This is a genomic window from Bacillus sp. UNC437CL72CviS29 (assembly GCF_000482345.1).
Classification (GTDB): Bacteria; Bacillota; Bacilli; order Bacillales; family Bacillaceae_G; genus Bacillus_A; species Bacillus_A arachidis.
Window position 1 is genome coordinate 36921 of the sequence record NZ_AXVB01000009.1, and the last position, 25147, is coordinate 62067.

At 35.5% G+C, this 25147-nt stretch carries 23 protein-coding genes and 3 pseudogenes; 7 read left to right on the forward strand and 19 right to left on the reverse strand.

Features of this window, described 5'->3' with window-relative positions:
- Positions 1 to 66 precede the first annotated feature (66 nt).
- Positions 67 to 642 carry a TetR/AcrR family transcriptional regulator gene (locus M014_RS0109545; RefSeq protein ID WP_026591516.1) on the reverse strand — a complete coding sequence of 192 codons (576 nt, stop codon included), beginning with the start codon at positions 640 to 642 and terminating at the stop codon, positions 67 to 69.
- 222 nt (positions 643 to 864) lie between these two features.
- Between M014_RS0109545 and M014_RS0109550 the strand changes: the two genes are divergently transcribed.
- Positions 865 to 2097: a cytochrome P450 gene (locus M014_RS0109550; protein ID WP_026591517.1), complete on the forward strand. Its 1233-nt coding sequence runs from the start codon at positions 865 to 867 to the stop codon at positions 2095 to 2097.
- A gap of 84 nt (positions 2098 to 2181) precedes the next feature.
- Here the strand turns inward: M014_RS0109550 and M014_RS30040 are convergent.
- The 8 genes and pseudogenes from M014_RS30040 to M014_RS0109585 form a co-directional block, all read right to left on the reverse strand.
- Positions 2182 to 2424: pseudogene (locus tag M014_RS30040) on the reverse strand (TetR/AcrR family transcriptional regulator); the annotation flags it as partial.
- A gap of 80 nt (positions 2425 to 2504) precedes the next feature.
- On the reverse strand, positions 2505 to 3386 hold the full coding sequence (locus M014_RS0109555; RefSeq protein ID WP_026591518.1) for a XylR N-terminal domain-containing protein: 882 nt from the start codon (positions 3384 to 3386) through the stop codon (positions 2505 to 2507).
- A 383-nt stretch (positions 3387 to 3769) separates the two neighbouring features.
- Positions 3770 to 4981: an FAD-dependent monooxygenase gene (locus M014_RS0109560; RefSeq protein ID WP_026591519.1), complete on the reverse strand. Its 1212-nt coding sequence runs from the start codon at positions 4979 to 4981 to the stop codon at positions 3770 to 3772.
- 6 nt (positions 4982 to 4987) lie between these two features.
- Complete coding sequence (locus M014_RS0109565) at positions 4988 to 5383, reverse strand: acyl-CoA thioesterase (protein WP_026591520.1); 396 nt, start codon at positions 5381 to 5383, stop codon at positions 4988 to 4990.
- Between the two features lie 50 nt (positions 5384 to 5433).
- Positions 5434 to 6549 carry a cupin domain-containing protein gene (locus M014_RS0109570; protein ID WP_026591521.1) on the reverse strand — a complete coding sequence of 372 codons (1116 nt, stop codon included), beginning with the start codon at positions 6547 to 6549 and terminating at the stop codon, positions 5434 to 5436.
- A gap of 19 nt (positions 6550 to 6568) precedes the next feature.
- Positions 6569 to 7066 carry a DinB family protein gene (locus tag M014_RS0109575; protein ID WP_026591522.1) on the reverse strand — a complete coding sequence of 166 codons (498 nt, stop codon included), beginning with the start codon at positions 7064 to 7066 and terminating at the stop codon, positions 6569 to 6571.
- A 2-nt stretch (positions 7067 to 7068) separates the two neighbouring features.
- Entirely contained in the window at positions 7069 to 8025 is a 957-nt protein-coding gene (locus M014_RS0109580) for a fumarylacetoacetate hydrolase family protein (RefSeq protein WP_026591523.1), read from the reverse strand.
- A gap of 182 nt (positions 8026 to 8207) precedes the next feature.
- Positions 8208 to 9473, reverse strand: a complete 1266-nt coding sequence (locus M014_RS0109585) for a phenylacetate--CoA ligase family protein (protein ID WP_026591524.1) — start codon at positions 9471 to 9473, stop codon at positions 8208 to 8210.
- A 235-nt stretch (positions 9474 to 9708) separates the two neighbouring features.
- Between M014_RS0109585 and M014_RS0109590 the strand changes: the two genes are divergently transcribed.
- Together M014_RS0109590 and M014_RS0109595 are read left to right on the forward strand one after the other, a co-directional pair.
- On the forward strand, positions 9709 to 10497 hold the full coding sequence (locus M014_RS0109590; RefSeq protein WP_026591525.1) for an IclR family transcriptional regulator: 789 nt from the start codon (positions 9709 to 9711) through the stop codon (positions 10495 to 10497).
- Positions 10478 to 11260, forward strand: coding sequence for an IclR family transcriptional regulator (locus M014_RS0109595; protein ID WP_026591526.1), 783 nt, complete (start codon positions 10478 to 10480; stop codon positions 11258 to 11260). Before M014_RS0109590 ends, M014_RS0109595 begins: the two co-directional genes overlap by 20 nt.
- 49 nt (positions 11261 to 11309) lie before the next feature.
- On the opposite strand, the pseudogene M014_RS29135 reads toward M014_RS0109595, so the two are convergent.
- Both M014_RS29135 and M014_RS0109605 read right to left on the reverse strand, forming a co-directional pair.
- Positions 11310 to 11480: pseudogene (locus M014_RS29135) on the reverse strand (phenolic acid decarboxylase); the annotation flags it as partial.
- Between the two features lie 1010 nt (positions 11481 to 12490).
- The gene (locus M014_RS0109605) at positions 12491 to 14878 is read right to left on the reverse strand and encodes an immune inhibitor A domain-containing protein (protein WP_026591527.1); all 2388 of its coding nucleotides are present in this window, start codon (positions 14876 to 14878) and stop codon (positions 12491 to 12493) included.
- Positions 14879 to 15165: 287 nt separating this feature from the next.
- Between M014_RS0109605 and M014_RS30610 the strand changes: the two are divergent.
- A pseudogene (locus M014_RS30610) lies at positions 15166 to 15303 on the forward strand (Tn3 family transposase); the annotation flags it as partial.
- A 295-nt stretch (positions 15304 to 15598) separates the two neighbouring features.
- Here M014_RS30610 and M014_RS0109610 read toward each other — a convergent pair.
- The 4 genes from M014_RS0109610 to M014_RS0109625 form a co-directional block, all read right to left on the reverse strand.
- The gene (locus M014_RS0109610) at positions 15599 to 15925 is read right to left on the reverse strand and encodes a hypothetical protein (RefSeq protein WP_026591528.1); all 327 of its coding nucleotides are present in this window, start codon (positions 15923 to 15925) and stop codon (positions 15599 to 15601) included.
- Between the two features lie 81 nt (positions 15926 to 16006).
- A complete protein-coding gene (locus tag M014_RS0109615) occupies positions 16007 to 16672 on the reverse strand; it encodes a YkyA family protein (protein WP_026591529.1) in 666 nt (221 codons plus the stop codon).
- Positions 16673 to 17529: 857 nt separating this feature from the next.
- Positions 17530 to 18663, reverse strand: a complete 1134-nt coding sequence (ald, locus tag M014_RS0109620; protein ID WP_026591530.1) for an alanine dehydrogenase — start codon at positions 18661 to 18663, stop codon at positions 17530 to 17532.
- 133 nt (positions 18664 to 18796) lie between these two features.
- Positions 18797 to 20020 (reverse strand): PucR family transcriptional regulator, encoded by a 1224-nt coding sequence (locus tag M014_RS0109625; RefSeq protein ID WP_026591531.1) that lies wholly within the window; start codon positions 20018 to 20020, stop codon positions 18797 to 18799.
- A 195-nt stretch (positions 20021 to 20215) separates the two neighbouring features.
- Here M014_RS0109625 and M014_RS0109630 point away from each other — a divergent pair, with 195 nt between their 5' ends.
- On the forward strand, positions 20216 to 20596 hold the full coding sequence (locus tag M014_RS0109630; RefSeq protein WP_026591532.1) for a BA_1872 family lipoprotein: 381 nt from the start codon (positions 20216 to 20218) through the stop codon (positions 20594 to 20596).
- Between the two features lie 123 nt (positions 20597 to 20719).
- Here the strand turns inward: M014_RS0109630 and M014_RS0109635 are convergent, their stop codons facing one another.
- Complete coding sequence (locus M014_RS0109635) at positions 20720 to 21178, reverse strand: VOC family protein (protein WP_026591533.1); 459 nt, start codon at positions 21176 to 21178, stop codon at positions 20720 to 20722.
- A 418-nt stretch (positions 21179 to 21596) separates the two neighbouring features.
- On the opposite strand from M014_RS0109635, the gene M014_RS0109640 reads away from it, so the two are divergent.
- Together M014_RS0109640 and M014_RS0109645 are read left to right on the forward strand one after the other, a co-directional pair.
- Complete coding sequence (locus tag M014_RS0109640) at positions 21597 to 22016, forward strand: hypothetical protein (RefSeq protein ID WP_026591534.1); 420 nt, start codon at positions 21597 to 21599, stop codon at positions 22014 to 22016.
- A gap of 89 nt (positions 22017 to 22105) precedes the next feature.
- Positions 22106 to 22612, forward strand: coding sequence for a DNA topology modulation protein (locus M014_RS0109645; RefSeq protein ID WP_026591535.1), 507 nt, complete (start codon positions 22106 to 22108; stop codon positions 22610 to 22612).
- Positions 22613 to 23715: 1103 nt separating this feature from the next.
- On the opposite strand, the gene M014_RS0109655 is transcribed toward M014_RS0109645, so the two are convergent.
- From M014_RS0109655 to M014_RS28185, 3 genes are all read right to left on the reverse strand, one after another.
- Positions 23716 to 24105, reverse strand: a complete 390-nt coding sequence (locus tag M014_RS0109655) for a hypothetical protein (protein WP_026591537.1) — start codon at positions 24103 to 24105, stop codon at positions 23716 to 23718.
- Positions 24106 to 24169: 64 nt separating this feature from the next.
- On the reverse strand, positions 24170 to 24490 hold the full coding sequence (locus M014_RS0109660) for a metalloregulator ArsR/SmtB family transcription factor (protein WP_026591538.1): 321 nt from the start codon (positions 24488 to 24490) through the stop codon (positions 24170 to 24172).
- Between the two features lie 378 nt (positions 24491 to 24868).
- Positions 24869 to 24976 (reverse strand): YjcZ family sporulation protein, encoded by a 108-nt coding sequence (locus tag M014_RS28185; RefSeq protein WP_000505670.1) that lies wholly within the window; start codon positions 24974 to 24976, stop codon positions 24869 to 24871.
- Positions 24977 to 25147 lie beyond the last annotated feature (171 nt).

Here is a 25147-nt window from a genome sequence, read left to right on the forward strand (position 1 = left end):
TTTGTTCGCTGCAATTTTTCTAAATCCAATATAACGATAAATTTCTTACACCAAAAACGCCTTTATTCATTCCCTTTCAAATTGAAAAATATCTTGATTGATCATTTGACGGAAGTATCTGTCCATTTCTTCTGCTGAAACACTTTTTCTATTTTGTAACCACCATGCACTTAATGTTGTAATTACACCAGAATGGAATTCGATAATTAACTCAATTGGTACTGTATGATTTTTACAAAGTCGATTTAATTCTTGATTCTCCTGCTTTTTCATTTCACGAGTTTGATAATGCATAAAGCTAATAAATTGTTCATCATCCATTTGTGACTCTAATATTTTACCAATTTCTTTATGATGTAAAAATTGTTCCATCACTTGAAATGGTTTAGTTAATCGATCTAAAAGTGTTGTGGTAAAATTCCCCTCTAGATATTGCTTAAATCCAAAAACCAATAACGCGTTTTTATCTTCAAAATGTTTATAAAATGTTGTTCGATGCACCATCGCACGATCGCAGATTTGGTTAATGGTAATAGAACTATATTTCTGTTTTGATTGTGTCATTAATTCAAATAAAGACTCCCATAAAAATTTATGTGTACGTCTAATACGTAAATCCAGCTGTTCCTCATTACTTTTCATCTACACTTCTCCTTTTCTGTAGATTAATTATACAACTTTCGAAATTTGACCCTCCCTTTTTAATCTACATATGTATATTATATTACACATACTCCTTAGTATAGAAACGTATTAAAAATAATCAATGCAGGAGGTGATCTAAGGAGAGTATATTTCTGGGCTAGACGGATTAGGTAGTCAAATTTTGTTCTATTGTACTCTAATTAGACATGGAGGGTTTGTATGGAAAATACAGTTCTTTCAACTTCTGAAATTAAGGGTTTCAAAACTAAATCCGAAGAATTTGCTCCATTTTCTTGGTATAAAAAAATGCTGACGGAGCATCCGATTTACTATCATGCAGGTACGGACACTTGGAATGTTTTCAAATATGAAGACGTTAAGCGAGTTCTTACAGACTATGAACTATTTTCAAGTAAACGCCACCGTTCCATTTCCCAGATTGGGGCAGACACAGAGGAAGGCAGCGTCCCAGATCGCTTAAAGATTAATGAAACGGATCCACCAGAACATCGCAAGTCACGTTCTCTACTTTCAGCTGCTTTCACCCCTAGAAGTCTCAAAGTTTGGGAGCCGCGTATTGAACAGATTATTAACGATTTGATTGCCGAAATGGGGGATAAGTCGGAGATCGACATTGTCAAAGATTTTACAACCCCCCTTCCGATCATAGTAATGGCCGATTTGCTTGGGGTTCCGCATAAAGACAAACTACTGTTTAAGAAATGGGTCGATATCTTGTTCATGCCGTTCAATAGTGAAAATGCCGAGGAAGTGGCTCAACAAAAGGCGAAGGCAGCGATGGATTACTTTAATTATCTGTATCCAATCGTTGTGGAAAAAAGAAAGCAGCTTTCAGACGACATTCTTTCTGATTTAATTCAAGTTGAAAGCGAAGGAGAAAAGTTTACGGATGAAGAAGTTGTTCGTGTGACTATGTTTCTTCTTGCGGCGGGTGTTGAAACAACAAGTCTATTGTTGGCTAATTCATTCTACTCATTGCTATATGATGCTCCTAAACTTTACGAAGAATTAAGAAGCAATATAAACCTCGTACCTAATTTTGTTGAGGAGATGCTTCGTTACCGTTTCCACGTTATCGCATTGGACCGTGAAGTGAAAGTAGATAACAATGTTCTAGGCGTTGAGTTGAAGAAAGGTGATTTGGTGATCACTTGGAATAGCGCGGCAAACTTTGATGAGGATGTATTCGAAGATCCATTTACTGTGAATATTCACCGAAAAAATAACAACAGACATCAAACGTTTGGCAATGGGCCGCACTTCTGTCTCGGTGCGCCACTGGCGAGATTGGAAGCTAACAAAGCGTTCAAAATTTTTATGGAAACATTTTCTCGTATTGAATCGGTTCCAGGCTTCAATTTGGAGACAAGTTTACAGACCTCAGCTGCTGGCCGGGCCTTATCCAGCTTACCGCTGAAGGTTCACCGCTAAGCCAAGTTATCCGATAAATTTGGGTGTCCCAAAAGTCGTCAAAAATGACGGAGGGACGCCCTTTCTTCGTTTTGAAAATGATCCCTAATCTTCTATTTCAAATCCAAAAACATCTTGATTGATCATTTGATGAAAGTATCTATCCATTTCCTCTGCTGAAATACTTTTTCTATTTTGTAACCACCATGCAATTAACGTTGCAGTGACACCCGAATTGAAGTCGATAATTAACTCATTTGGTATCGTATGATTTTTACAAAGTCGATTTAGCTCTTGATTCTCCAGTTTCTTTGTTTCACGATTTTGATAATGTACACGGCTAAAAAAATTGCTGGATAAGCCGTTGTTTCCATTGTGAGGGTATCTTAATTAAATGGATTAACAGTATGAGATGCGGTAAATCAAACTTAGTATTTTATTTCACAAATAACATAATCAGATCCTACAAAGTGAATCCCATTTTGTTCTCGATAATCACCAAACGATTCGATTCTATTAAAATTTTGATCGTCAAAGGCAACAGGTGTTTTTAGGCTTTCACCTAACTTTCTCACAATTTCTGCTAACCCACCTCCTTGTATCAGGACATTCGACAGCTTCTCATTAATGTTTAGAGCCTTCTTTAAATCCTCTTTTTGTTTTTCAATACTCCGATAAGCCCTATCTAATTCTATTGATAGATTCTCTTCCTCATAAAGAGGCAGAATATCATTTATTTCAGTACCCCAGTCTTCAATTGGTTTTCCAATATATCTACAATAAGGGTCCCCCTTATCAACACACTCAACTTCTTTAAAAACAACCCTCCGTCCTAAATAGTAACTTCCATAGCCCCCAGCATATCCTATCAGCGTGGAGCATACGGGCTCATGGTGGTGACCAAAATGTTTAATATGCTGTTCTGCTTCATAGGAATGATACCAATATCCTTCTGAATAGAATTCACCCTTCTCTTTGTTAGCTCGAAGTTCTATTGAATCAACTAGAACAGTTCCCTCAATGGAGTGAATCTTTTGGGCAGCAAGGAGCCATTCCAGTTCCTCTTCCCATGGAAGCATTTCTTTTATATATTTTGCATCATTTACGCCACAATTCCACCCATATCGAAGCAAAAAAACCTTTGCCCGTTCATGACCCAAAACAGAAATAAGGTCTTTTCGTAAGGTTCCATATGAATCTGCTCCCGTAAAAATAGTTCTACGATCCTTGAAAAATACCTTTCCTTCATCCTTTTGGAAAAGCAATGAATCTGCGACCAAATCTGCTACCGATAAATCCTCTGCTTGCATAGTTCCACCTCAATTATGATTGGATATATTTACGTTAGATTCTAGCTTGCTTTTATTACTAGTTTACAGATTGTTTTGAACTTTCTTCAATACAATTATAATAGTTAATCGTATCAAATCTATCCAATCTATTAATTCAAATAAAAATGGATGAAACCATTACGATTTCACCCTTAAATAACGCCTATATTTCCCTGAAATGGATTTTTCATCAATATCTCATCCAAGACAGCCATGGCCTCAAAATAAGAAATGTTTTTTTCCAATATGTTGATTAACAAAAACATCCGCTTTTTACTTCAACAAATTTAACAGTATTTCCAACAGAAGTCCCCTTCTTCAAACAACTCGTAAGAGTGTTAAGGAGGGGTCATTCACTTATATTAGTACTTTGTTGATAATGCTGGTGGACCAGAACGTGGTCCAAATGGGCCTTCGTCAAGCCATTTTCCTAATTTCGGAATATGAGGTGCTAAGAAAGCGCTGATTTCCCGTTTTAATTTAATCTCTTCATTCGTACCTTGAATATGTTCAAGAGCTAAGTTTGAACACTCACGATTATATAGACCAGCGTTTAAACGCTCATTTGCTGCAGCTTTAATGGCCGAACGAGCTTCCTCAATTGTATCAGCCTTTAATGCTGATACAATACCTTTCACACCAACTATTGCATCCGGTACCCCTGAATTTAATCCGCGCGCACCGAAAGGAGCGAATAAATGGGCAGCTTCACCAGCTAAAATAATGCGACAATTTTCATCAGTGTAGGTTTCTGCAACAACTTGATAGAAGGTATAGGTTGATATCCATGTAATACGTTCTGTATACTTTGGATCCAGTACTTTTGGAAGCCATTCGCGTACACCCTCTTCTGAACCGTAATATGCCCTATCATCTTCATCAAATAACTGTAAATCGATTCGCCATCCTCCAGCAAACGGGACATACATCACATTGCGTCCCCCAGCATCAGGATGTTGATAATGGAAAGTACGTTCTATTGGAAGTGGATTTTCTTCATCCTCTTTTACATCAACTACCACAAACGCATCACTCGTACGCGGCCCTTCGAATTTGATTCCGACTGACTTTCTTACTGCAGAATGTGCACCATCTGCTGCGAGAACATATTTTGCTTTCCAAACATCTTTTTCAGTTTCAATCGTAACGCCATCATTTGAAGTGACTACATCTTTCACTGGTTCTCCCCATATAAATTCAATATTGGCAGCTTGACAGGCTTTAAACAACGCTTTTTCAATTTCGTGCTGATGTAAACTTGAGAACGCTGGAATTGTGTTTGGAGCCGGTGGCTCATACACACGTTTGTAAACCGATTCTCCCCGATAGTATGTTTTCTTTACTGGCCAAACAATACCAATATCCGCTAATTCGAAACCTAAGCCTGAGGATATACTTTCTAATAGTTTTAAAGTCTCTCTATGAAGATAAATGGCGCGACTGCCTGCACGCTCGCGTCCTTCTGGTTCGGCTTCAATAATGGTTGCCCGAATACCTTGATTATGTAATGCAAGGGCAGCAGTCATACCAACTGGACCTGCACCAACCACCAATACTTCACGTATGTTTGCCATTTTAATCTACTCCTCTAATAGTCTCTTTTTCACATGTTCTGGAATGGCGACTGCCTTCGTACGCTCTTCTGCTGTTGAAGCCCAAGCCCGGACTTCATAGCCTTCCGCTACAAGTTGACCTTCACAATAAAAATGATGTGATAATTTAAATACTTTTTCTTTTAGAAATTCAATTTTCGAACGTACTATCAGTTCTGTATTGTATAGAACTGGTTGTTTAAAATTACAATGTGTTTCAATCAAAGGTAAAACAATATTCTCTTTAAATAAAGTATCCGTCGGATGTCCTATTGAGGAGAAAATTTCATGTGTTGCTTCATCCATCCATTTATAATAATTCGGATAAAATACTATTCCCGCAGCGTCTGTGTCTCCCCAATGCACTTTTACTTTGTAATCCATTTATTTATCTCCTTCTTTTCCAGTAACCCCAGCAGTTGATTTTAAAACTTTTACACTAAAATAGCAGGTTCAAATTCTCCCGTTACTTCTTGATAGCCATTGTTACTCTCAAATGGTTTTTCTTGTTCAAGATCGAATTTTTCCATGATTGGTAAATCATTTACAGAGAAGAAGAAAGTATCCTCTAATGCCACATGCTCGTGTACAGCCCAGTTCGGAATGATAAAATAATCCCCTTTTGCCCAATCAAATCGAACACCATTAATAATGCTGTAACCAGAACCTTTAAATACTTGATAAATCGCTGAATGTGTATGACGGTGAGCCTTTGAGTGGAACCCTTTTGGAAGCTTTTGCATCCAAGCTCCAATGTTTGGATTGGCTGTTTCACCGTTTGATGGATTAATATATTCCACCGCATATCCATCATATGGATCTGGCTCAAAGCGAGATAATCCTTCAATTGCTTGTAATGTTTTATTCCATTTATAATTGCCCAGTGGTGCTACCTTAGAATTGCGATCAGAAATCGGTCGAACCATACCACCCTCATAGCGCTGTGCTGTATAATTATCAGGAACTTTCGGCTGTTCAATTCTTTCAGGATATGGCTCAAAGAAAGTTCCGCCCATCATATAGATTGTTGGGATATCAAGAACATCCATCCAAATCATAGGCTCTGTGCCCTCATGGCCATGTCCATGCCATAGATTCTTGGGAGTGATGACAAAATCCCCTTCTTCCATAAAAATTCGTTCGCCTTCTACAATAGAGTAAGCGCCTTCACCTTTTGTAATAAAACGTAATGCATTTTGCGTATGACGATGCGATGGAGCTACTTCACCCGGCTGGAGAAGTTGTACTGCAGCATAAAGGGTTTGTGATGTCGAAGCCCATCCCCATGGCTGACGATAGTCCAAACCTGGATTTTGCAAATAAATAGCTCTTCGTTCACCGCCGCGATCTGGCGTAAAGATTTGCGCCGCTTCCATTAATTTCTTCTCAAGCAGCTCCCATTTCCAAAGGTATGCTTGTGCATGCGGCTCAGGCTGGTGATGCATTAAGGCCGGAATCGCCTCCCAAAGCGGTCCGAGATTGTATTGCCGAATATCTTTTGTAAAGTCTTGGACAATTTTACTTTTGAAAAACTCGTTTTGCTCTGCCATTCTATATCCCCCCCGAATATTACTGATTGACTTTGGATAAATTACGCTCAATTTGGCCAAAATGCTTACTTGTGTGTTCTACGAGTAAATGATCGACGATAAAGGAAATCGGTTTTGTTCCAAAGCGAGGATTTCGGCTTGGTGCTTCAAGCGATAATTTCTCCTCATCTAATTTTCCTAACGTCTGCTCAACGCGATACTTAAGTTCCTCAAGTTGTTTCAAAACATCCGATACTGAAGTGCTATCAACCTTTTCTTTATTTACTGCCTCCAAACGATCTTCTTGCTGTAGACCGCGTCCCCATTCCTTACCAGGAGTCTCTAAAAGAAGTTCAATTTCATCCAACCAATAAGGGACAGCTTCCACAAGATGGCAAAGAATTTGCATAATGGACCATTCTTCTTCTGTAGGATTCCAGCGAATGACTTCTTCTGAAAGTCTTTTCGCTTTCAGAAGAATTTGATCCAGTGACTGCTTAACAGTTTCAATAGAGTCATTTATCGTTAAACTCGTCATGATTATTTCACCTCTGCTGGTTCTTTAACAGTTGTAACCTTATTTTCCAATACGCCAATTTGATCAATTTCAATTCTTACGATATCTCCATCCTTTAAGAAAACCTGCGGATTACGGGCAACACCGACTCCTCCTGGTGTTCCTGTTAAAATTACATCTCCCGGCTCAAGCGTCATCAAGTTGGATAAAAATTCAATTAAATACTGAACAGAGAATACTAGATTAGCTGTATTGGACCGTTGGCGTTCTTCACCATTAACGGTTAGTACTACTTCTAAACCAGATGGATTTGTAAGTTCATCTGAAGTAATCAGCCATGGCCCCATCGGTGCACTGCCTTCAACCGTTTTCCCTTGAAGCCATTGAAGTGTGCGGCGCTGCAAGTCGCGGTATGTCACGTCATTCACGATGGTATAACCGGCCACATAATCAAGCGCTTCGGCTTGTGACACATTTCTTGCACGTTTCCCAATTACAAAAGCAAACTCTGCTTCATAATCAAGCTGTTCTGAAATTGGAAAGAATGGAATATCATCCTGTGGTCCAACGACAGTATTCGCAAACTTAGCGAATACAACCGGATATGGCGGAAGTTCACGCTTCATTTCCAAAATATGTTCACGATAGTTATGACCGACACAAATGATTTTTCCTGGTGCTGGAACCGGAGCTTCAACTTTTACTTCACTTAAATCGTATATAAGTCTATAACCATTTACTGTTTTATTTTCTAAAGCAAATTCAATTGCTTTTTTAGCAAGTTTAGCGCTTTCATTTCCACCTTGTAAAAACCCTGTCATATCTGCTGGAACATATGCATCTGTAATTTGTTGAGCACGAATTTTTCCTTCTGATGTTAGTAAAGACTTATATGCAATATGAAGATCAATAACTTGATCATTAAGAATAGCCCCGGTACGATGTGAAATTCCTTCACGGCTAAATGTAATTAATTTCATGAGTGTTCCTCCAGGTAAATTTATTTTTTAGTGTTATAAAAGTTTCAATTATCCTAAGCTATAATTTAATGAAAGAATCTTTTACTCTACTAAAATGGATTTATTTTTCTAAATATAAACTTGAATATAATACAATTCCTTCAGTGGAAAATGTCTCCTTAATGTACTTTGGTATGCACTCCCTATTTTGCAGTACGATTGTCGATAACACGACGAGCCTTCATCGTGAAACGTATTAAGGAATTGTCTTCCATTCGCTCAACATCAATTCTGAGACCCACACGTTTTCTTAACGATTGCGCTAAAGCCGGAACAACTTTTTCAGGGCCTTCAATTTGAATTTTTACTTGATTCATTTCCTGTTCTGTATAATAAATAATTCGGAATTCCTTAATGGAGTCGAATTCACGAACAATTGCTTCAAGAGATGAAGGGTAAATATTAACTCCACGTATGACAACCATATCATCTGTACGCCCTAACAAACCGCCTGGTAAAAATAAAAATGGATTTCCACATGTACAAGCATCCGGTTTATATACAACAGCATCCCCAGTACGATAGCGAATCATCGGATAACCGAAACGTCCAAGATTTGTTAATACGAGCTCTCCACGTTCACCAGGTGCCACATGGTCTAAGGTATCTGGATTTATAACCTCAGCAATGAATTGTGTTTCATTCACATGTAATCCACTTTGTTTTTTGCAAGAATAGCCGTATGCACCCATTTCAGTCATTCCAACATGATCAAATAGCTTAGCTCCCCATAATCGTTCAATTTGAGAACGTGTAGAAGGAACCGATCCTCCTGGTTCTCCAGCTGTAACGATTTTTTCAATAGTTGAGTCTTTAATATTTAGCCCCAACTTTTCCGCCACCTCTGCTAAATGAAGTGCATAGCTTGGTGTGCAAAAAAGAACTGTTGCTTTGTTTTGAAGTATACTGTTTAAACGTTCCTCCGAAGACATGCTCCCACCTGGAATGGCCATGCTGCCAAGTTTTTGAACAGCTTCATGTGCTGCCCAAAACCCGATAAAAGGTCCAAATGAAAATGCTAAATATGCACGATCATTATTCGTTACACCTGCAGATTTTAAAACTACCAACCAACAATCTGACCACCAATTCCAACTTTCCGTCGTGTCGAGTACCTTTAAAGGTCGTCCTGTCGTTCCTGATGTCTGGTGATAGCGAATATAGCTATCTTCTGGATATGAATGATTTCGACCGTATGGAGGATTTATGGTTTGATCTTCAGCTAATTCGCTTTTCGTTGTAAATGGTAGATGACTTAAATCTTTCAGTGAAGTAATAGGTAAGTTTATACCTTTAAGTTTTTCCTTATAAAACTCATTAAAGCCTTTAACAAAAACTAATAGCTCATTTAACTTTTGCATTTGGTAAGATTTAAGATCAACTTTTGTCTCGTAGACTTGATGATCCACCAAACATCCACCTCACTTTCATTTTATTGAAATTTACAAAAATTCAATAAACCTTGTAAAAATAATAAAACAAGATTAACACTATGAAAATGCTTTTATACCGCTATGTGGAACAAGGAGAACAAATTTTTTTATAAATTGTGAAGGTTTACTTATGGTTGAAGTAGTATTCATATATAAAAGAAAACTTTTGTTCTTTGGAGTTATGGTTTATTTATAGGGGGAATATTTATTTATGTCTCGTACGACAAACAGCTCATTAACAAATGCACTTCGCATTTTAAAGAACTTTTCTATTGACCATCCAGAATTCAAATTATACGAAATTGCAGATCATATTGGTGTTTCCAAAAGCACAGCTTGTAGACTTCTTCAAACATTAGAAAGCGAAGGATTTGTTTATCGAAATATAAAGTTTAATTCGTATCGTTTAGGATCTTCCATACTCGCACTATCGAATACTGTTATCGATCAAATAGCCAACTTAAAGGAAACTACACATTTTTTAAAACAATTAACTATACAAACAGGTGAATCCTCACACATTGCTATTTTAGAAAACACTAATGTCATATATTTAAAAAAAGAAGATAGCCAGCACCGCGTTCAATTACTGTCACATATTGGACGCCGTAACCCTGCACACTGTACGGCGTCTGGTCAAGCAATTTTAGCATTTATTAATCCTCTAACGATTGAAAAACTATTCGAACATGGTTTAGAACAAACGACCCAATATTCAATTGTAAGTTTACCTATGTTAAAAGAAAAATTAGCGACTATTCGAAAGCAAGGCTATTCTATTAGTAACGGTGAATTCATTGAAAATATCGTGTCAGTCGGAGCTCCCATTTACAATAAAAAGAATCAAGCATTCGCTGCAATTAGTGTTGCTGGTCCAAAGAAACGAATCCTACCAAACTTACAAAAGATCGTCGAAAACGTACTCTTCACAAGTGAAAATATTACAAAATACGTTCAAGCCCACATAAAGGATGTTGACATTGAAACATTTATTCAATGAAAAATATTTAGTTGCCTCTGTAAAAAATGCCATGCGCATTTTAAGACTTTTTACACCGAAGCAAAATGAATTAGGAATAACAGAAATGGCGAAAAAGCTTGATTTATCTAAAAGCACAGTGCATCGTTATGTGAAAGAACTAGTACACGAAGGATTTTTAGTCCAAAATAAATCAAATGGTTATTATCGCCTTGGCCTATCAAATTTAGCATTAGGCGGTATTGTCCAATTGAACAAAGAAATGTACACAGATGCGATACCAATACTTACCAAACTTGCGAATCGTTTTCAGTTACTAGCACATATTTGCGTAGTGGAACACAATCGTGTTGTCTACTTAATACGTGAAATGGGCAATCAACCCGTGAAATTAATTACGAAAAGCGGGCGGCACAACGACATACACTGTACAGCAGAAGGACTCGTAATTTTAGCGTTCAAAAGTAAAGACATTATAAACAATGTCCTCACACAGGATTTAAAAAAGTACACAAAATACACAGATACTGACCCGGTTCTTTTGAAACAAAGAATTTTAAAAATCCGCTCCAACCAATACGCTGTCACAAAGGATATGTATGCAATCGGGTTTATCAGTTTAGCTGTGCCAATTCGAGATTATACAGGTGAGGTCGTTTCTTCTCTCGCCCTTATTGGAGAATCAAAAAATGTTATGACAAATGAATACGACGAAATAATTAAAGAGTTACAAAGGAGTGCTAAAAAAATCTCAGAGCAGTTGGGATACTATGACCAATTATAGTACCCCTCTCCCCGTTTGTTTAAGTGTATTCCTTCACTTCTTGCATTCTTTAAACAATCAATCTGTTCAATAAACGAATATCATTAGTCATACCCTCATAAGGTGCCTGAAATATGACTTTTTCATTATTGACTCTCTCATTTTTGAAATATGTGATATCAGCAAACTCAGGAACAACATGCTTTGGATAGGTTTCATATTTTATGCGAGACTCTTCCATTCAGTACATATCTTCACAATCTTGCTTTTTTTATAATCCAGATACCTCAACATGTTCCATAAACCAAAAGACTATTCTTGCAAAGATAGCCTTTTGATTTATTTTTAGTAGATTGACTTCCATGGATAAATACAAATAAAGCGTTCCGATTAAAAAGTTATTTTTCCTGAACGGATATCATTGGTCATACCCTCATAAGGAGCTTGGGATATAACTTTTTCGTTATTGACACCCCATCGCCATCAAGCTAAGAAAAGCGAATACCCCAAAACGAAAAAATGTACATTTTCTCTTGGAGATGTTATAAAATTCTTAAGTTGATGGGTATGAGGCGATACCCCATGCCTATCAAGCTATTATTTTGAAATTACCCCAAAACGAAATTTTTATCTTTCCACAGTTATTTATAATATCCCTGCTCATTTTTTTCGTTTTGGGGAACAAATAATTTCTTAACTTGATAGCAATGTGGTGATATCCCTTATTTAACATTTCATGTAAACCGATTTGGAAAATATAGACTAGATTTTAATCGGCGTCCTCCAGATATTGAATTTGATATACCTGTATCACCGATTCCAATTGAAGCAGCTGGTTAATCTAAGCATGAGAGGAGGACAATTCATATAACCTTCTCTTTTGCTTTACGTTTGTAAGTGGCTCCCCAAAAAAAAGAATTGTTGCCGTACCCCATAAGTGGGTCTGATATAATCCTAAATATAAAAACAGAGAAAAAAGTCCTGGTTTCTATCACCATCCCAAAGACATTGGTATATTGTCATTTCCCTCAAAAAAATGCCTTTATTTATGGTACAGTTTCCATCTATAAATGCTAAACTACATCCTCAACAATACGGTGTAAGCGTAATTTAATTGGAATAATACCCTTTACCAAACTTCTAAATGAAATGTATAGCTGAGTAGTTACTATTATTTTATTAATAACTTGAAATATATGTTTCTATGAAAAAAGCTGTTGAAAGGAATCCCCTTCAACAGCTTCTCCATTATTAACGATATAAACGAACTGCACCCGCAGAATTATCATCTGCTTGTCCAACGACTTCGAATTTTAATCCAAGTTTCGGTACTTTACGCCCTGCATCTGGGATTAAGTTGTTCATATAAGATTTCGAATCATCAAACTTCGTTACACCTGGTAATCCGTTATACTCAAATGTTCCGCGCGATGGAGATACAACTTTCCACGCTGGTGTTTGGTTAAAGGAGAACGCAGCATCTGCAATTTGATATCGTGTACTATTTTTAACAGTTGGTTTACCGTTTAACGTTCCAACAATTGCCTCTGGGTGAGAGTCAACAACTCCTAAGAAACCTTCGCCCGGATGAATACCAACCCAGTTATCTGTAAAGCTAGAGTCTGCATACCATACAACAAGACCCGTATTGTACGCTACACCGCTGCTATATTTTAACGCTTCATCAGCACCAGCATAGTTTCTCCACTCTAAATAGTAGTTATGTTTCTTCTTATAAAAGCCGTCTGATACAACGAAACCGTTTAATTTAAATTGTGATTCACCTTCTGCATCATCAGAGAACACAACTTTTCCATCGACAGTTAATGTTGCATTATCAAGAGTAAAACCACTTGGTGCCGTAGCACCATCTGTAATGTATTCGAATACTAATTTTACTTTTTGACCTTTAAATTTGCTTAAGTCATATGATTTATCTATCCATTTTCCTTCTGTTGTGTCTAGACCATTTTTAACATTCTTTTCACCAATTCGATCCACTAACGTTTTCGTACCATCTTCTGTCACTGCATGTACTTCAAGGAAGTCCCAACCAGTTTCAATTTCATACAATGATTTGTAATCAAACTTCGCATTTGTTGCATTTGTTAAATCAAACACTGGCGTTTCTAGTGTCGTATGAAGATCATCGCCTTTTGTACTAAAGTAATATTTCTTACCAAATGCAGGCTCAATACCTTTTACATCTTTATCTGGTAAGTTAACACGAATCAGACCAGGACGAGCTGATTTCGTTACACTTTGATCTAAGTATGTCGCAAAACCGATACCGCGATTTAATTTATCATAGTCAGTCTCTACAATATTCGCCCAGTTTCCGCCAATGTTCTTTTGAAAGAACTCTTTGTTTTGCGGAGAGAAACTTGGTGGCGTTGAACCTGCAATTTTACCTGCCCAGCTGCCGCCGCTCATAACAGACCAAGAGTTAATCGGCTCACCTGATCCAGAGTATTGCGTATCATACTCATCTGGAAGACCTAAATCATGACCAAACTCATGTGCGAATACACCAACTGCTCCGTCTTCTGGCTCAATTGTGTAATCGTATGCTGCCATTTTACCGCCCCAGTTATCCACTTTTGCTTTTGTTCCTTCAATTGGATATGGCTTTCCAAGATTCCAGCGGTGTGACCAAATTGCGTCATCACCTAATCTACCGCCGCCTCCATCTTGACCAACTCCAGCATGAATGACCATTAAGTGATCAACCAGTCCATCTGGTTCATTTTTATTTCCGTCTCCATCAAAGTCATATTGATCATACTGGTCAAATTCAGATAAATCCATACCGCTTGCTACAGCTGCATCTAATGACTCTTTTACAAGATCACGAGGTCCTTTTGGTCCTTTATTATCATGACCGCCATCGCCAGCATCTGCACCATAATCCGCTGCTTTACCTGGAACTGTTAACCACTTTGTTACTGTTCCATCAACTGTATAGCTACCGCCTGATTGCTCTTCATAATATTGCTTAAATGTCGAGATTTTCGAACCATCAAATAACGTAAACGGCTTATCACCAAACAACATGTTTTGATAATGTTCTGGCGTAAAATCGTTTGAATACATATAACCTGGTACTTGATCAATATTGTTATGCTTAAAATCAGCATATTCTACTAGCAATACAAGTACTTTATCTTTGCGAACATCACCATTATATTGTTTTTGCTTCGCTGAAGAAGTTGGTACTTTTCCGTTTAATCCACCTTTAACCTGCTCTTGCCCAGCTACCGGACTACCAATAGGTTGATCAGCTTTTTCTTTCATATCTGCTTTTGCATCTTTCACTTTTTTCAAAAAGTCAGAAGCTTCTCTCGAGACACTGTCCCCCGCTGCTGGTTCTTTTCCAGCATTCTTGCCTTTTTTCTTCTCTACATATTTTTCAACAGCTTTTAATGTGTCTTCTTTCGACGCAGATTTACTAATTACACCACGCTGCTTCAACGCGTCTGCTAGACGATCCTCCGGAATTAAATTTTCATCAATTGGACTTAAAGATTCTACATTAGACGGCGTTGCCGCATAAACAGATTGACTACCAAACCCAAATGTGCAACTAAGCACAGCTGCCGCCGCAAGCGTAGACAGCACTTTAAAAGGCCTTTTCTTCATCCTTATTCCTCCCCAATCTTAAATATATAGTAATATTTTGATAATAAAGAAAATTCTATCGATTTGCAAGATATTGTCTTTATTTGTAATATTTTTGAAAATATCCTTTGTTTTAGATTGGCATATATTCTGATCAATAGATGTTTTTGGAATATATTAGGGGTACAGCAGCGATCACTACTTTTGGGGGTCACTCATTATTTTAGTTAACAGAATTAAAGTTCCGTTAACTTTTGGTGATGAATGTAACAAGATTAGTTTACAGAACACTTGTAAATATTGTTGGGAAATTAAGTTCTTATACACGTCAAAATATAGTAGCAAAAGCTTTAAGAGAGATAGGAAGAATCGAAAAAACTATCTTTATCTTAGATTATCTTTCAAATAAACCTATGCGCCGGCAAATTCAACGAGGATTAAATAAATTTATACTTTTTAGGAGACAAGACAATGCTTACAACGATTCCAGCCATGTTGAACATCAGAACCCTTTTTTTCAGCTATTTGCACGTGAACCAAAAATAATACAACTATATATCACAATTAGAAATAAAATTACTAAACTTATTGAGAAATATTTCATAAGAGACTCCTTTTTGATATGATGTGCAAAATGTATTGTCATAAATTAAGTCAAGAAATAACTACAATAAAAGAGTTATTTTCCTAATATTCTTACATTTAAAACCCTGCTATTATTAATTTTACTTATTAAAGCTACTAACTAATCAATTCCTTTGCGACCTCTTTCGATCTGAACGCTTTTTTGTATTGTTTAAATTCTTGTTTATCAACTCGAAATTTTTCACCAGTATCCATGTTTTTTACTAGATATGTTTTAGCAGTATATTCCTTTATTAAAAAATAAAAGAAATATATCCAGAAAGTTAATGTGAAAGTCGAGAAAGCTAAGAATAATCCTGGAATAAACATTATAATCTCCAAGCTTGAATTTACTCGTTTTAAAACATTTTTTTGTCCTGTTGCTACTTCACCTTGCTGTAGTCGTTGCATGCGTTTTAAAGATGCAACCGTATCATAGCCCATAAAAAACCTCCTTCAAGTGAAAAGCTATTTAGAGCTTTGATTTGTCTTTAGGAATGAGGTGGCAAGATACTTAATTGATATTTATTTTTCTTGCTTTTTCTCTTTTATTTTAATTTTTGCTGCTTTGTAGAATGCTAATTTTCCTTCATTATACTCTTTAGTATATTGATTGAACTTTTCTTTTTCTTTTAGTGTTTCTTCATTCAATATATTGATAGCTTTAACTTTCTCACTAATCTCTTTTAGTTTTGTTTCTTTGTCTTTTAACTTTTCATAAAGTTCTTTTTCGAGTATTAGTGATTTTTTGTAACTTTCATTCATTTTCCGAAAAGCTTCATAACGATTTGTATAAACTTCTGCTACCTTTTTTGCTTGTTTTTGTAATTTTTTATCCTCGATTTTATTTATATAACTATGAACTGATTTTACTTCTTTTTGCGCTTTTTCTAGTACATCTTGTTCAGTTTTCAACAATTTTTCACGTTCATTTACATTTATAACAGCCTGTTCTATTTGTTGTATCACCGCTTTGTTTTGTTCTTTTCCTTCTTGTATAATTTGATTGTACAATTCTTGCGCTTTTGTTTCTAACTGCTCAAATATTTTCACATTATCAAATAATGTTTTTTCTTGATTTGCTGCATTTTCAAAAGCAACATATAATTCTTCTTCTGGTTTTGCACCCAAACATCCTACTAGCAACGCAATTAATAAGATTGCTATAAATGCCACTTTTCTATAAATCAATGTCATTTCCTCCTATGGTGTTATATACGTTCATTTATCTTATAAAAAATGTACCAATCCTTTCTCTACCGACGATACATATCGTACTTCAATGTACCTCAACCATTTTCTTCAAAATATCAAATTCAATTCCTTTATCGGCTACATTGATTATTGTTTACCATACCTCTTGTATTAAATTAATAATACGTCTTCCTTTTGTATATAATTCGGTGGGGATTTGTACAATATTTTCATGAATATTGAGGCAATTCACCATAGAGGCGTTGTTACTGTTCCTACAATGTTTGATTGATGCATGAAAATCGTGTATTTCTAAAGACTAAATTATCTCTTAGCAGTATGGAAACTACATGAAAGTATAGATATACACTTGTAAAATATACAAATCATACTTTCAAGGTATCCAGAAGAAAAGACGTTTTCTTTTTGGTATAATCCTCAATCTTCTATAATAGATATGGTAACGATTCCACATTTGTTTGTATTGACTATCAAATGGATTGAAATTTTCTATACATACAAGAATTTGATAATAATTACACTACCTTATCTACTTAAGAAGATACGATAGTGTAATTTCTCCCCCAGTAACTGCTTGAATCAAGTGATTGGAGGAGAAACAAGCAGGGGCTGTATTCCACAATACCAGTGCTTTATTTAAAGCTACTTATATTAGAACCTTCGTACATTTAACTATCTCATGTTCGTAACCTTCCGCATAGGCAGCAACCATGATTGTTGTTTCTTTATATGTTCTTTAGGTAATAAATGATTGTACTAAACGTTGTCTATTAAAACTGCTACCCATGTCCTACGATAACAGTCCATTATGAAGGAATCTATTGAAAGGAAACTTAATTACATATAATCCCCTTTTCGAGAGCCTCTTCTAAAGACACACTAGTGTATCCAAGTTCTTTTGCAATTACTGCACATGTGATTTCACCGTTGAGCATGTTTACGCCAAGTTTTAACGCATCGTTTTCAAAAATAGCTTTTTGCACGCCCTTGTTGGCAATTTGCAATGCATACGGAGTTGTTACATTCGTTAAAGCAATAGTAGATGTTCTCGGAACAGCACCTGGCATGTTTGCAACGGAGTAGTGCAGAACTCCATACTTTTCAAATGTTGGATTATCATGAGTAGTTACATGGTCACACGTTTCCACAGCGCCTCCTTGGTCAATCGCTACATCCACGATTACAGATCCAGGCTTCATTGTTTTTACCATTTCTTCCGTAACAAGCTTAGGGGCTTTGGCGCCAGGAATTAATACTGCACTAATCAAAAGATCTGCTTGTTTTACCGTTTCCGCGATATTGAACGGATTGGACATCAATGTTTTGATTTGAGTACCGAAAATATCATCCAGTTGGCGTAAGCGATCAGCGTTTAAGTCAATAATCGTAACATCGGCACCAAGACCAATCGCCATTTTCGCAGCATTTGTTCCTACAACACCACCGCCGATAATGGCAATTTTACCTCGGCTTACACCAGGAACCCCTGCAAGGAGAATGCCTTGGCCACCATTCGACTTCTGTAGGAATTGGGCCCCGATTTGCACAGCCATACGTCCAGCTACCTCACTCATTGGTGTAAGGAGAGGAAGTGTATGGTTCACTTCTACTGTTTCGTAGGCAATTGCGGTTACGCTTTTATCTTTAAGAGCTTGAGCTAAAGCGGGTTCAGCAGCCAAATGTAAGTATGTAAACAAAATTAGGCCCGGGCGGAAGTGCATATACTCGCTAGCAAGAGGTTCTTTTACCTTCATAATCATTTCTGATCGGTTCCATACTTCAGCAGCACTTTCAATAATTTCGGCACCAGCATGTACATAGTCTGCATTTCTAAATCCACTGCCAACACCTGCATTTGTTTCAACCAATACCTTATGGCCAGCTGTCACAAATGGAATAACTCCTGCAGGCGTAAGTGCGACACGATTTTCATTATTTTTTATTTCCTTTGGAACTCCGATAATCATTAGATTGCCTCCCTTAACTAATCTTTGCGTTATTTTGTTGTAATTCGAGTATAGGGGATTACATATGTTTTTTCATCGTTGAGAACAAAGAAAAATACAGCATCCTTTTGTGGAATTCCACAAAAGGATGCTGTTACATAAATTTTTGTAACTTGAGATCCAAATACAAAATCATTTTTTGATTTGGATCTTTTAAATCAATTTCACTGATTTCACAAATACGTTTCAATCTATAACTCAGTGTATTTGCATGAATGTTCAAAGCTTGGGCCACTTCGCCAACATTGCTATCTTTATTCAGAAAGGTTTCCAATGTTTCAACAAGATCGCTATTATGCTTATGGTCATACTCATATAGCTTTTGCAACGCCTGGTTTTCATACTCTTCATGCTTCCTTTGTTCCAGTAGAATATCGATTAATTGATAAATCCCCATGTCTTGATAACTGTGGATATCAGTTGTGTCAGAAGGGAACTTTTCCTTTATAGCTAGAACCTTTAGTGTTTCTTTGTAAGCTTTACTAATCTTTTGGTAATCACTATAAATACTGCTGAATGCCGGCTTGATAGATTTTATACCAAATCTCTTTTCCATTTTGTATATAAATTTTTCGATGAAAGCGCTGATTTCATGGAAAGGTCGATTTACATTATCCAATGAGGTAAGAAGAATCAACTGGTTACGATCAATTGTAGAAAGTAAAACTTTCAAATGTTGACTTGTTTTTAACAAATAAGAAATTTGTTTTTCTTTTTCACTTGTAATTTCTTGGTCAAAATGGAATACGGCAACGGTAAATAAGGAAGCGGGAGAAATATGAAGCAGGTGAAAATTTTCAATGATTTCTTCGTTTACCTGCATATGATTGGTAAGCAACTTCCACAAAAACTCTTGCGATCGTTCATTTTTTTTGTTTTTGTGGATTTGAAGCTGTAATAACTTGCTTTTCACGGATTCCGCAGCTTTTCTCAGCAATGCGTAATCTTGCTCACTGAAAGTTTTCTCGATTTCCAAAGCCCAAATGAATCCTAAGACGTCCTCTTTGTTCCAAATAGAAATCGCAACCCTGTCACCGAGACCAATATCATCTATCTTTTTTACACGAATAGGTTCAGAATTTTTTAGAAGAGCGGGAATAATGCCCTCTTTCCACAAGTTATTGATTATTTTTTCAGGTACGCGGCGCCCCATAATAGTCGCAATTCTGGCGGAGTCTGTTCTTTCATCATGGGTACTATATGCGAGAAGGCGGTGATTCACATCTTCAATCGTAATTGGGCATTGCAGAATCTCACTGATTACATCAGCAAACTCTTCTAAACTATCGAAGCTTACTCTAAAAAGATCGTTTTTCATAAATGGCAAAATTCATCCTTCCTATTTAAAATATATTTTCGTATTTACTCTAGATGAAAATATATTTTGTGTAAATTAACAAAATAATACCATAATACCTTCTATTCTATGAAATAAATAGATTTTCACAAAAGCTAAAGCTTTATTTTTTATAAGAAAAAATTTTATAATGATAAAAAAGAAAGGAGAATCTCTATGAAATTGCTACGTTCATTTCTCATTCTAACTCTTGTTGTATTATTAAGCGCATGCAATACAGCAACAAACGTCACAAAGGTGCAAGAAAACGGCGAAACGACTTTAAAAATTGGGTCCCTGCAAGGGTATCATGATGTGCAAACAATTAAAATTGAAAAAGGGAATGTGGAAATTCCTTTTGAGGCGGCCGTTGAAGAAGGTACGATTTTATTGCAAGTCACAAAAGACGACAAGGTCATTTATGAAGAAGAAGTCACTTCCCAAAAAGAAGGTTTACTTTCTTTTGAAGCACCAAAATCCGGATCATATGATTTAATTGTACGTGTGAAGGGTAAAGAAGAAAAAGCAAAAGGAATTCAAATACATACGAAGCTATGAAAAATCGGCAAGCGGAGTGTAACCGCTTGCCGTTTCAATTTAAATACCAACGTTTTTGAGATCGGTACTATCTCTTAGAGTGATAAAATCAACGTTTTTTCCGTTTTATAGATACAATCTCGTTTATTTTTCTTGGTGTTCCGCATCCCATTCACTTAAATAGGATGCATATTCCAATTCATCTGGATTATCATGTAACATAGAAATAAACTCTAATTTATTTCCATCACAATCCAGAAAGTATACACTTGCAGCTGGCATCCATCTTTGGACAATTGGCTCTTGATTTCCTTTTCCTTGGCTTCCCACCACTTCTATTCCACGATTCTCTAACCACAATTTAGAAGTCTTTAGAAATTCTAAATCTACATCAAAAGCAAAGTGTTTCATCTCAAAATCTTCAATATTATGTACTTCCCATAGTCCAATCATTTGCTTTTTACTCTCTCCTACCCAAAAGAAAGCCACTTTTCTTTTGGATAGTTTTCTTGCTAATGCTAACCCTAACTTATTTTGATAGAAATCTATCGCCTTTTCTAAATCTCTTACATGTAAATGAGTTTCGTATATGTTCTGTATCATTCTGCTTATTCCTTTCTTTATTGGTAACTACGGGTTGAGTAGTTACTGTAATTCTAAATCTGAAGTATGTATAATCATTGTAATGTATCTCCATATCCAATATACCTATTTACTATTATATCGAAGTTGAAATATGATAAATCCAACTGAGGTAGCAAATTCAAATAAAAATCCTACTACTTTTGTAGGAGAAATCTCCATTAAATTCAGATGATATAGTTTTATAATAAAGTCACGATGTTTCTAAAAAAGACGCGAAGTTTTGAAGAAAGTTGCGACGTTTTTAAAAATGATGCGATGAAATAACTTATCTAAGTGGAGAAGGGATTTCACCTTTTTTATTAAACGAATGAAGCAGGATAATTTTAGAATGTTGCTTATAATATATTTTGAAGAAAATAGTACAGGAGGTGCTAAAATGGCTAGGTTAAAATTATTAAAGAGTATAGGACATAATACTGTTCATAGCTATTTAAGTTTAATGAATTGTAGAGACAACGGGTTTGTTTTTAAACATTTATATAATATTGCTAAAGAGAAAAATATAGATAGCATAGTTATAGATATTTTAGGAAGAAATATTAAACCTAAAGCTTTTGAAATTCCAGTAATAAAGGAGTCTTTAGATGATTTAGGAAAAGACTTCGAACGTCTTTTAAAAAATGCAAATATTCCCTTAGACAATGTTTTTTCTGCAACAGCAAGCATCATTTTTAATCTTGAAAACTCACACATTGGTATTTCTGGTGCTGAGCTAGAAAAATATGATTGTCTTGTAGAAATTATAGATAAAAATGAAAAATCACATAAAATTACCGTTAAAGAATGGTGGCGATAGTTCCATGTTAAATGACAATAAAGTTGTTTCTGTAGTGCTTAAAGAAATAGTCTAAAACATTTTTTTAATGAGACAATAAGGAGCGGTTTATGAAAAAAATTATACTTATTGGTTCGGGCGGTTCAGGGAAATCTACATTAGCAAGACGCTTAGGTGAAAAATTAAAAATAAATGTTTATCATCTTGATGCATTATTTTGGAAACCTAATTGGGTAGGTGTTCCAAAGAATGAACAAAGAAAAGTGCAAAATGATTTAATTAAAGAAGAAGAATGGATTATTGATGGAAATTATGGTGGGACAATGGAAATAAGACTGAACGCAGCTGATACAATAATCTTTCTTGATATACATAAAACAATATGTGTTTATCGTGCTTTCAAAAGAATAGTACAATATCGAAATAGAACAAGACCAGATATGGGCGAAGGATGCGAAGAAAGATTTGACTTAGAATTTTTCAAATGGATATGGGAATATCCAACGACCAAAAGACCTGTAATTTTAAAAAGACTTGATCAATTATCTAGGGATAAAAAAGTTATTATCTTAAAATCACCAAAAGAAGTTCAACAATTTTTAGAACAAGTGCAATAATTATAAACTGAAGGGTGTATGTTTTCATTTCCCTAAGTCTATTAAAAACCAACAAATCCCAACTATCCCTTGTAGAAAATTAGGATTTGTTTTCATGAAAGAATACATCTTCTTTTTTAAAGCACTACACTACATTTAATTTACAATAAAGTCGTTCAAAAAACTCTAGTCATGCTATTCAACAATCGGGCCATTTTATGGAATAACACCTTTAAAATCTGGATATTTGTGTTAAAATTTCTCTGTATTGTTTTCTATCTAAACTGGACAAGAGGGGTATTTGGGATTTATGGGAATAGCTTGTAATTTGAACTGCGGACATTGCTCTTACAATCAAAATGTTTTTTTAGGAATTGGATTTAATTATATACACTTGAGTTCGATTTTAGAATGGTATGAGGAAGAAGAAGGTCGGCAATACATCAGAGAGTTTATTAATAACAAGGAAACGTCTTTTGAATGCTACGACGGTCTATATGTTTGTCAGAAGTGTTGTTACCTATTAAATAAAGTACATTTACATATGAAGTCAGGAACCCAATCTTACACGAACACTCATACTTGTCCTCGATGTAATACTCAAATGCCGTCAAAGCCTTTAGTCGATATTAATCAAAGTGATGTTCTAGATTGTCCAGATTGTGGGCAAGAAAAGCTAAAGGTGAGTTTTTATATGGATTGGGACTAGGAAGTTGGTTCTTAAAATTTCCTTATTAAATTAAAAGAGGCTTTAGCAAAATGACTGTGGAGTTATTTTACAGTTATCGTGTTTTTCAATATTCTACAATCGGGCGCGATTCTGGAATAACACAGATAGAAACTGATCAAACTTTATTCCAAAGCTACACATAAAATCATATTTAAATAATGAAAAAACGCTATTCTTTTAGTGAGGATAGCGTTTTTTACTCTTGGGGGTAGTTAATATTTTTAAGTTGATGGGCATGGGACGAATCCCCTATTAGTTCCATAAACAAAAGATGTGGCTATGTTACAAGAAATACTCAATCATAGCACACCACTAATTATACTCAAATACATTAGAATTAACAGAAAAGAGAAAGATAATGTACTTGATACATTTCTTATTTGATTCCAAAAAACTACTTTTCTTTTTTCCATGATATTCGAAATTCTCCACCATGTTCTTCCGTTTTAATTTTAACCTTATATGTATCATCTTTAGATACTTTAATATTTTTTTGATCTTTGCCATTATTAAATTCTAATATTGTATTATCATTTGAATCCACCACATAAGCAGTTATAGTTCCTTTCTTTGTTGTTTCATCAAAAGAAAATACCCAATTTTCACCTTTTTTCACTTTCATATCTTGGGCTGCTGAACCAGAGAATTTTTTATACTTACCAGATACACTATCTGAAGAACCATGAACTTTACCACCAACAACAGTTCCCTCTCTTGTAAAACAACCACTAAGAACTACTAGACATAAAACAAATAAAATTGTATTTTTAATGATTTTCAACATAATTACTCCTCTTATTCACAATGAAATTTCTACCATTAAAACTTATAAACGCATTAGTTAAAAATTAATATCCTGCTTCAATTGCAGATACTAATCCTTTCATATATTCCAAAAAATTACTAGTTGTCAAAGAATAATAAATTTCTTTCCCGTTTTTGTTTGGCATAACTAGTTCTGCCTGTTTTAAAATTTTTAAATGATGGGATACAGCAGGTCTCGAGATGCTCATTTGTTCAGTTATTTGGTTTACATTTAAGCTGTCATTTTTAAGTAAAATCATGATAATTTGTTGCCTGTTCACATCACCTAATGCTTGAAAAATTGGAGTCGTTACCCTAAATTGTTCCAATATATTTTCTCTGTTTTTGCATTCGTAATTTTCCATAATCCGCATCCTTTTAATTATTATATTCAAATTAGATTCCATCAGCATAGGGTAAATGGTAGTAAGATTCCTACCGATAGTATCATGACTATGTTTATTTCATAAGTATATCATCTTTCACAACAATAGTTAGTAAATATCATAATTAAAATTTGAAAATTTCTTTAGCTTCTACCAGAAGATCCAGCACTTTTTTGCATTCTTCAATAAAGTAATTTAATTACTTGTCACACCAATACGTAATCGACCATTACCACACTTTCTTTAAGTTTAATTGAATATTCAACAACTGAAAGGTTTACATTGGATCCCCGTGCATTGTGTGGGGATTTTTTCATAAAGAAAGACACTCTTATGAGTGCCTTCTCTCATTGTTTTTTAGCAGAAGCAAGCAGCTCCAACGATGATTAATAATATGAAGAGTACAACGAGTAATGCAAATCCTCCAGCAAAGCCACAACCTCCACAACTACCACCAAAGCCCATAATAGTTCCTCCTTTAAGTAAGAGGGGAAAACATAGGAGTTCACATGTAACGGATTCGATTTATTTTATGTTGTTACGAACTAATTGAGCAGGTCCTTTAATAAATAAAAAAAAGACACTCAATGCGTACTTATCAAATCAGTAATTTATTGATAAAAAGACATCTTCATT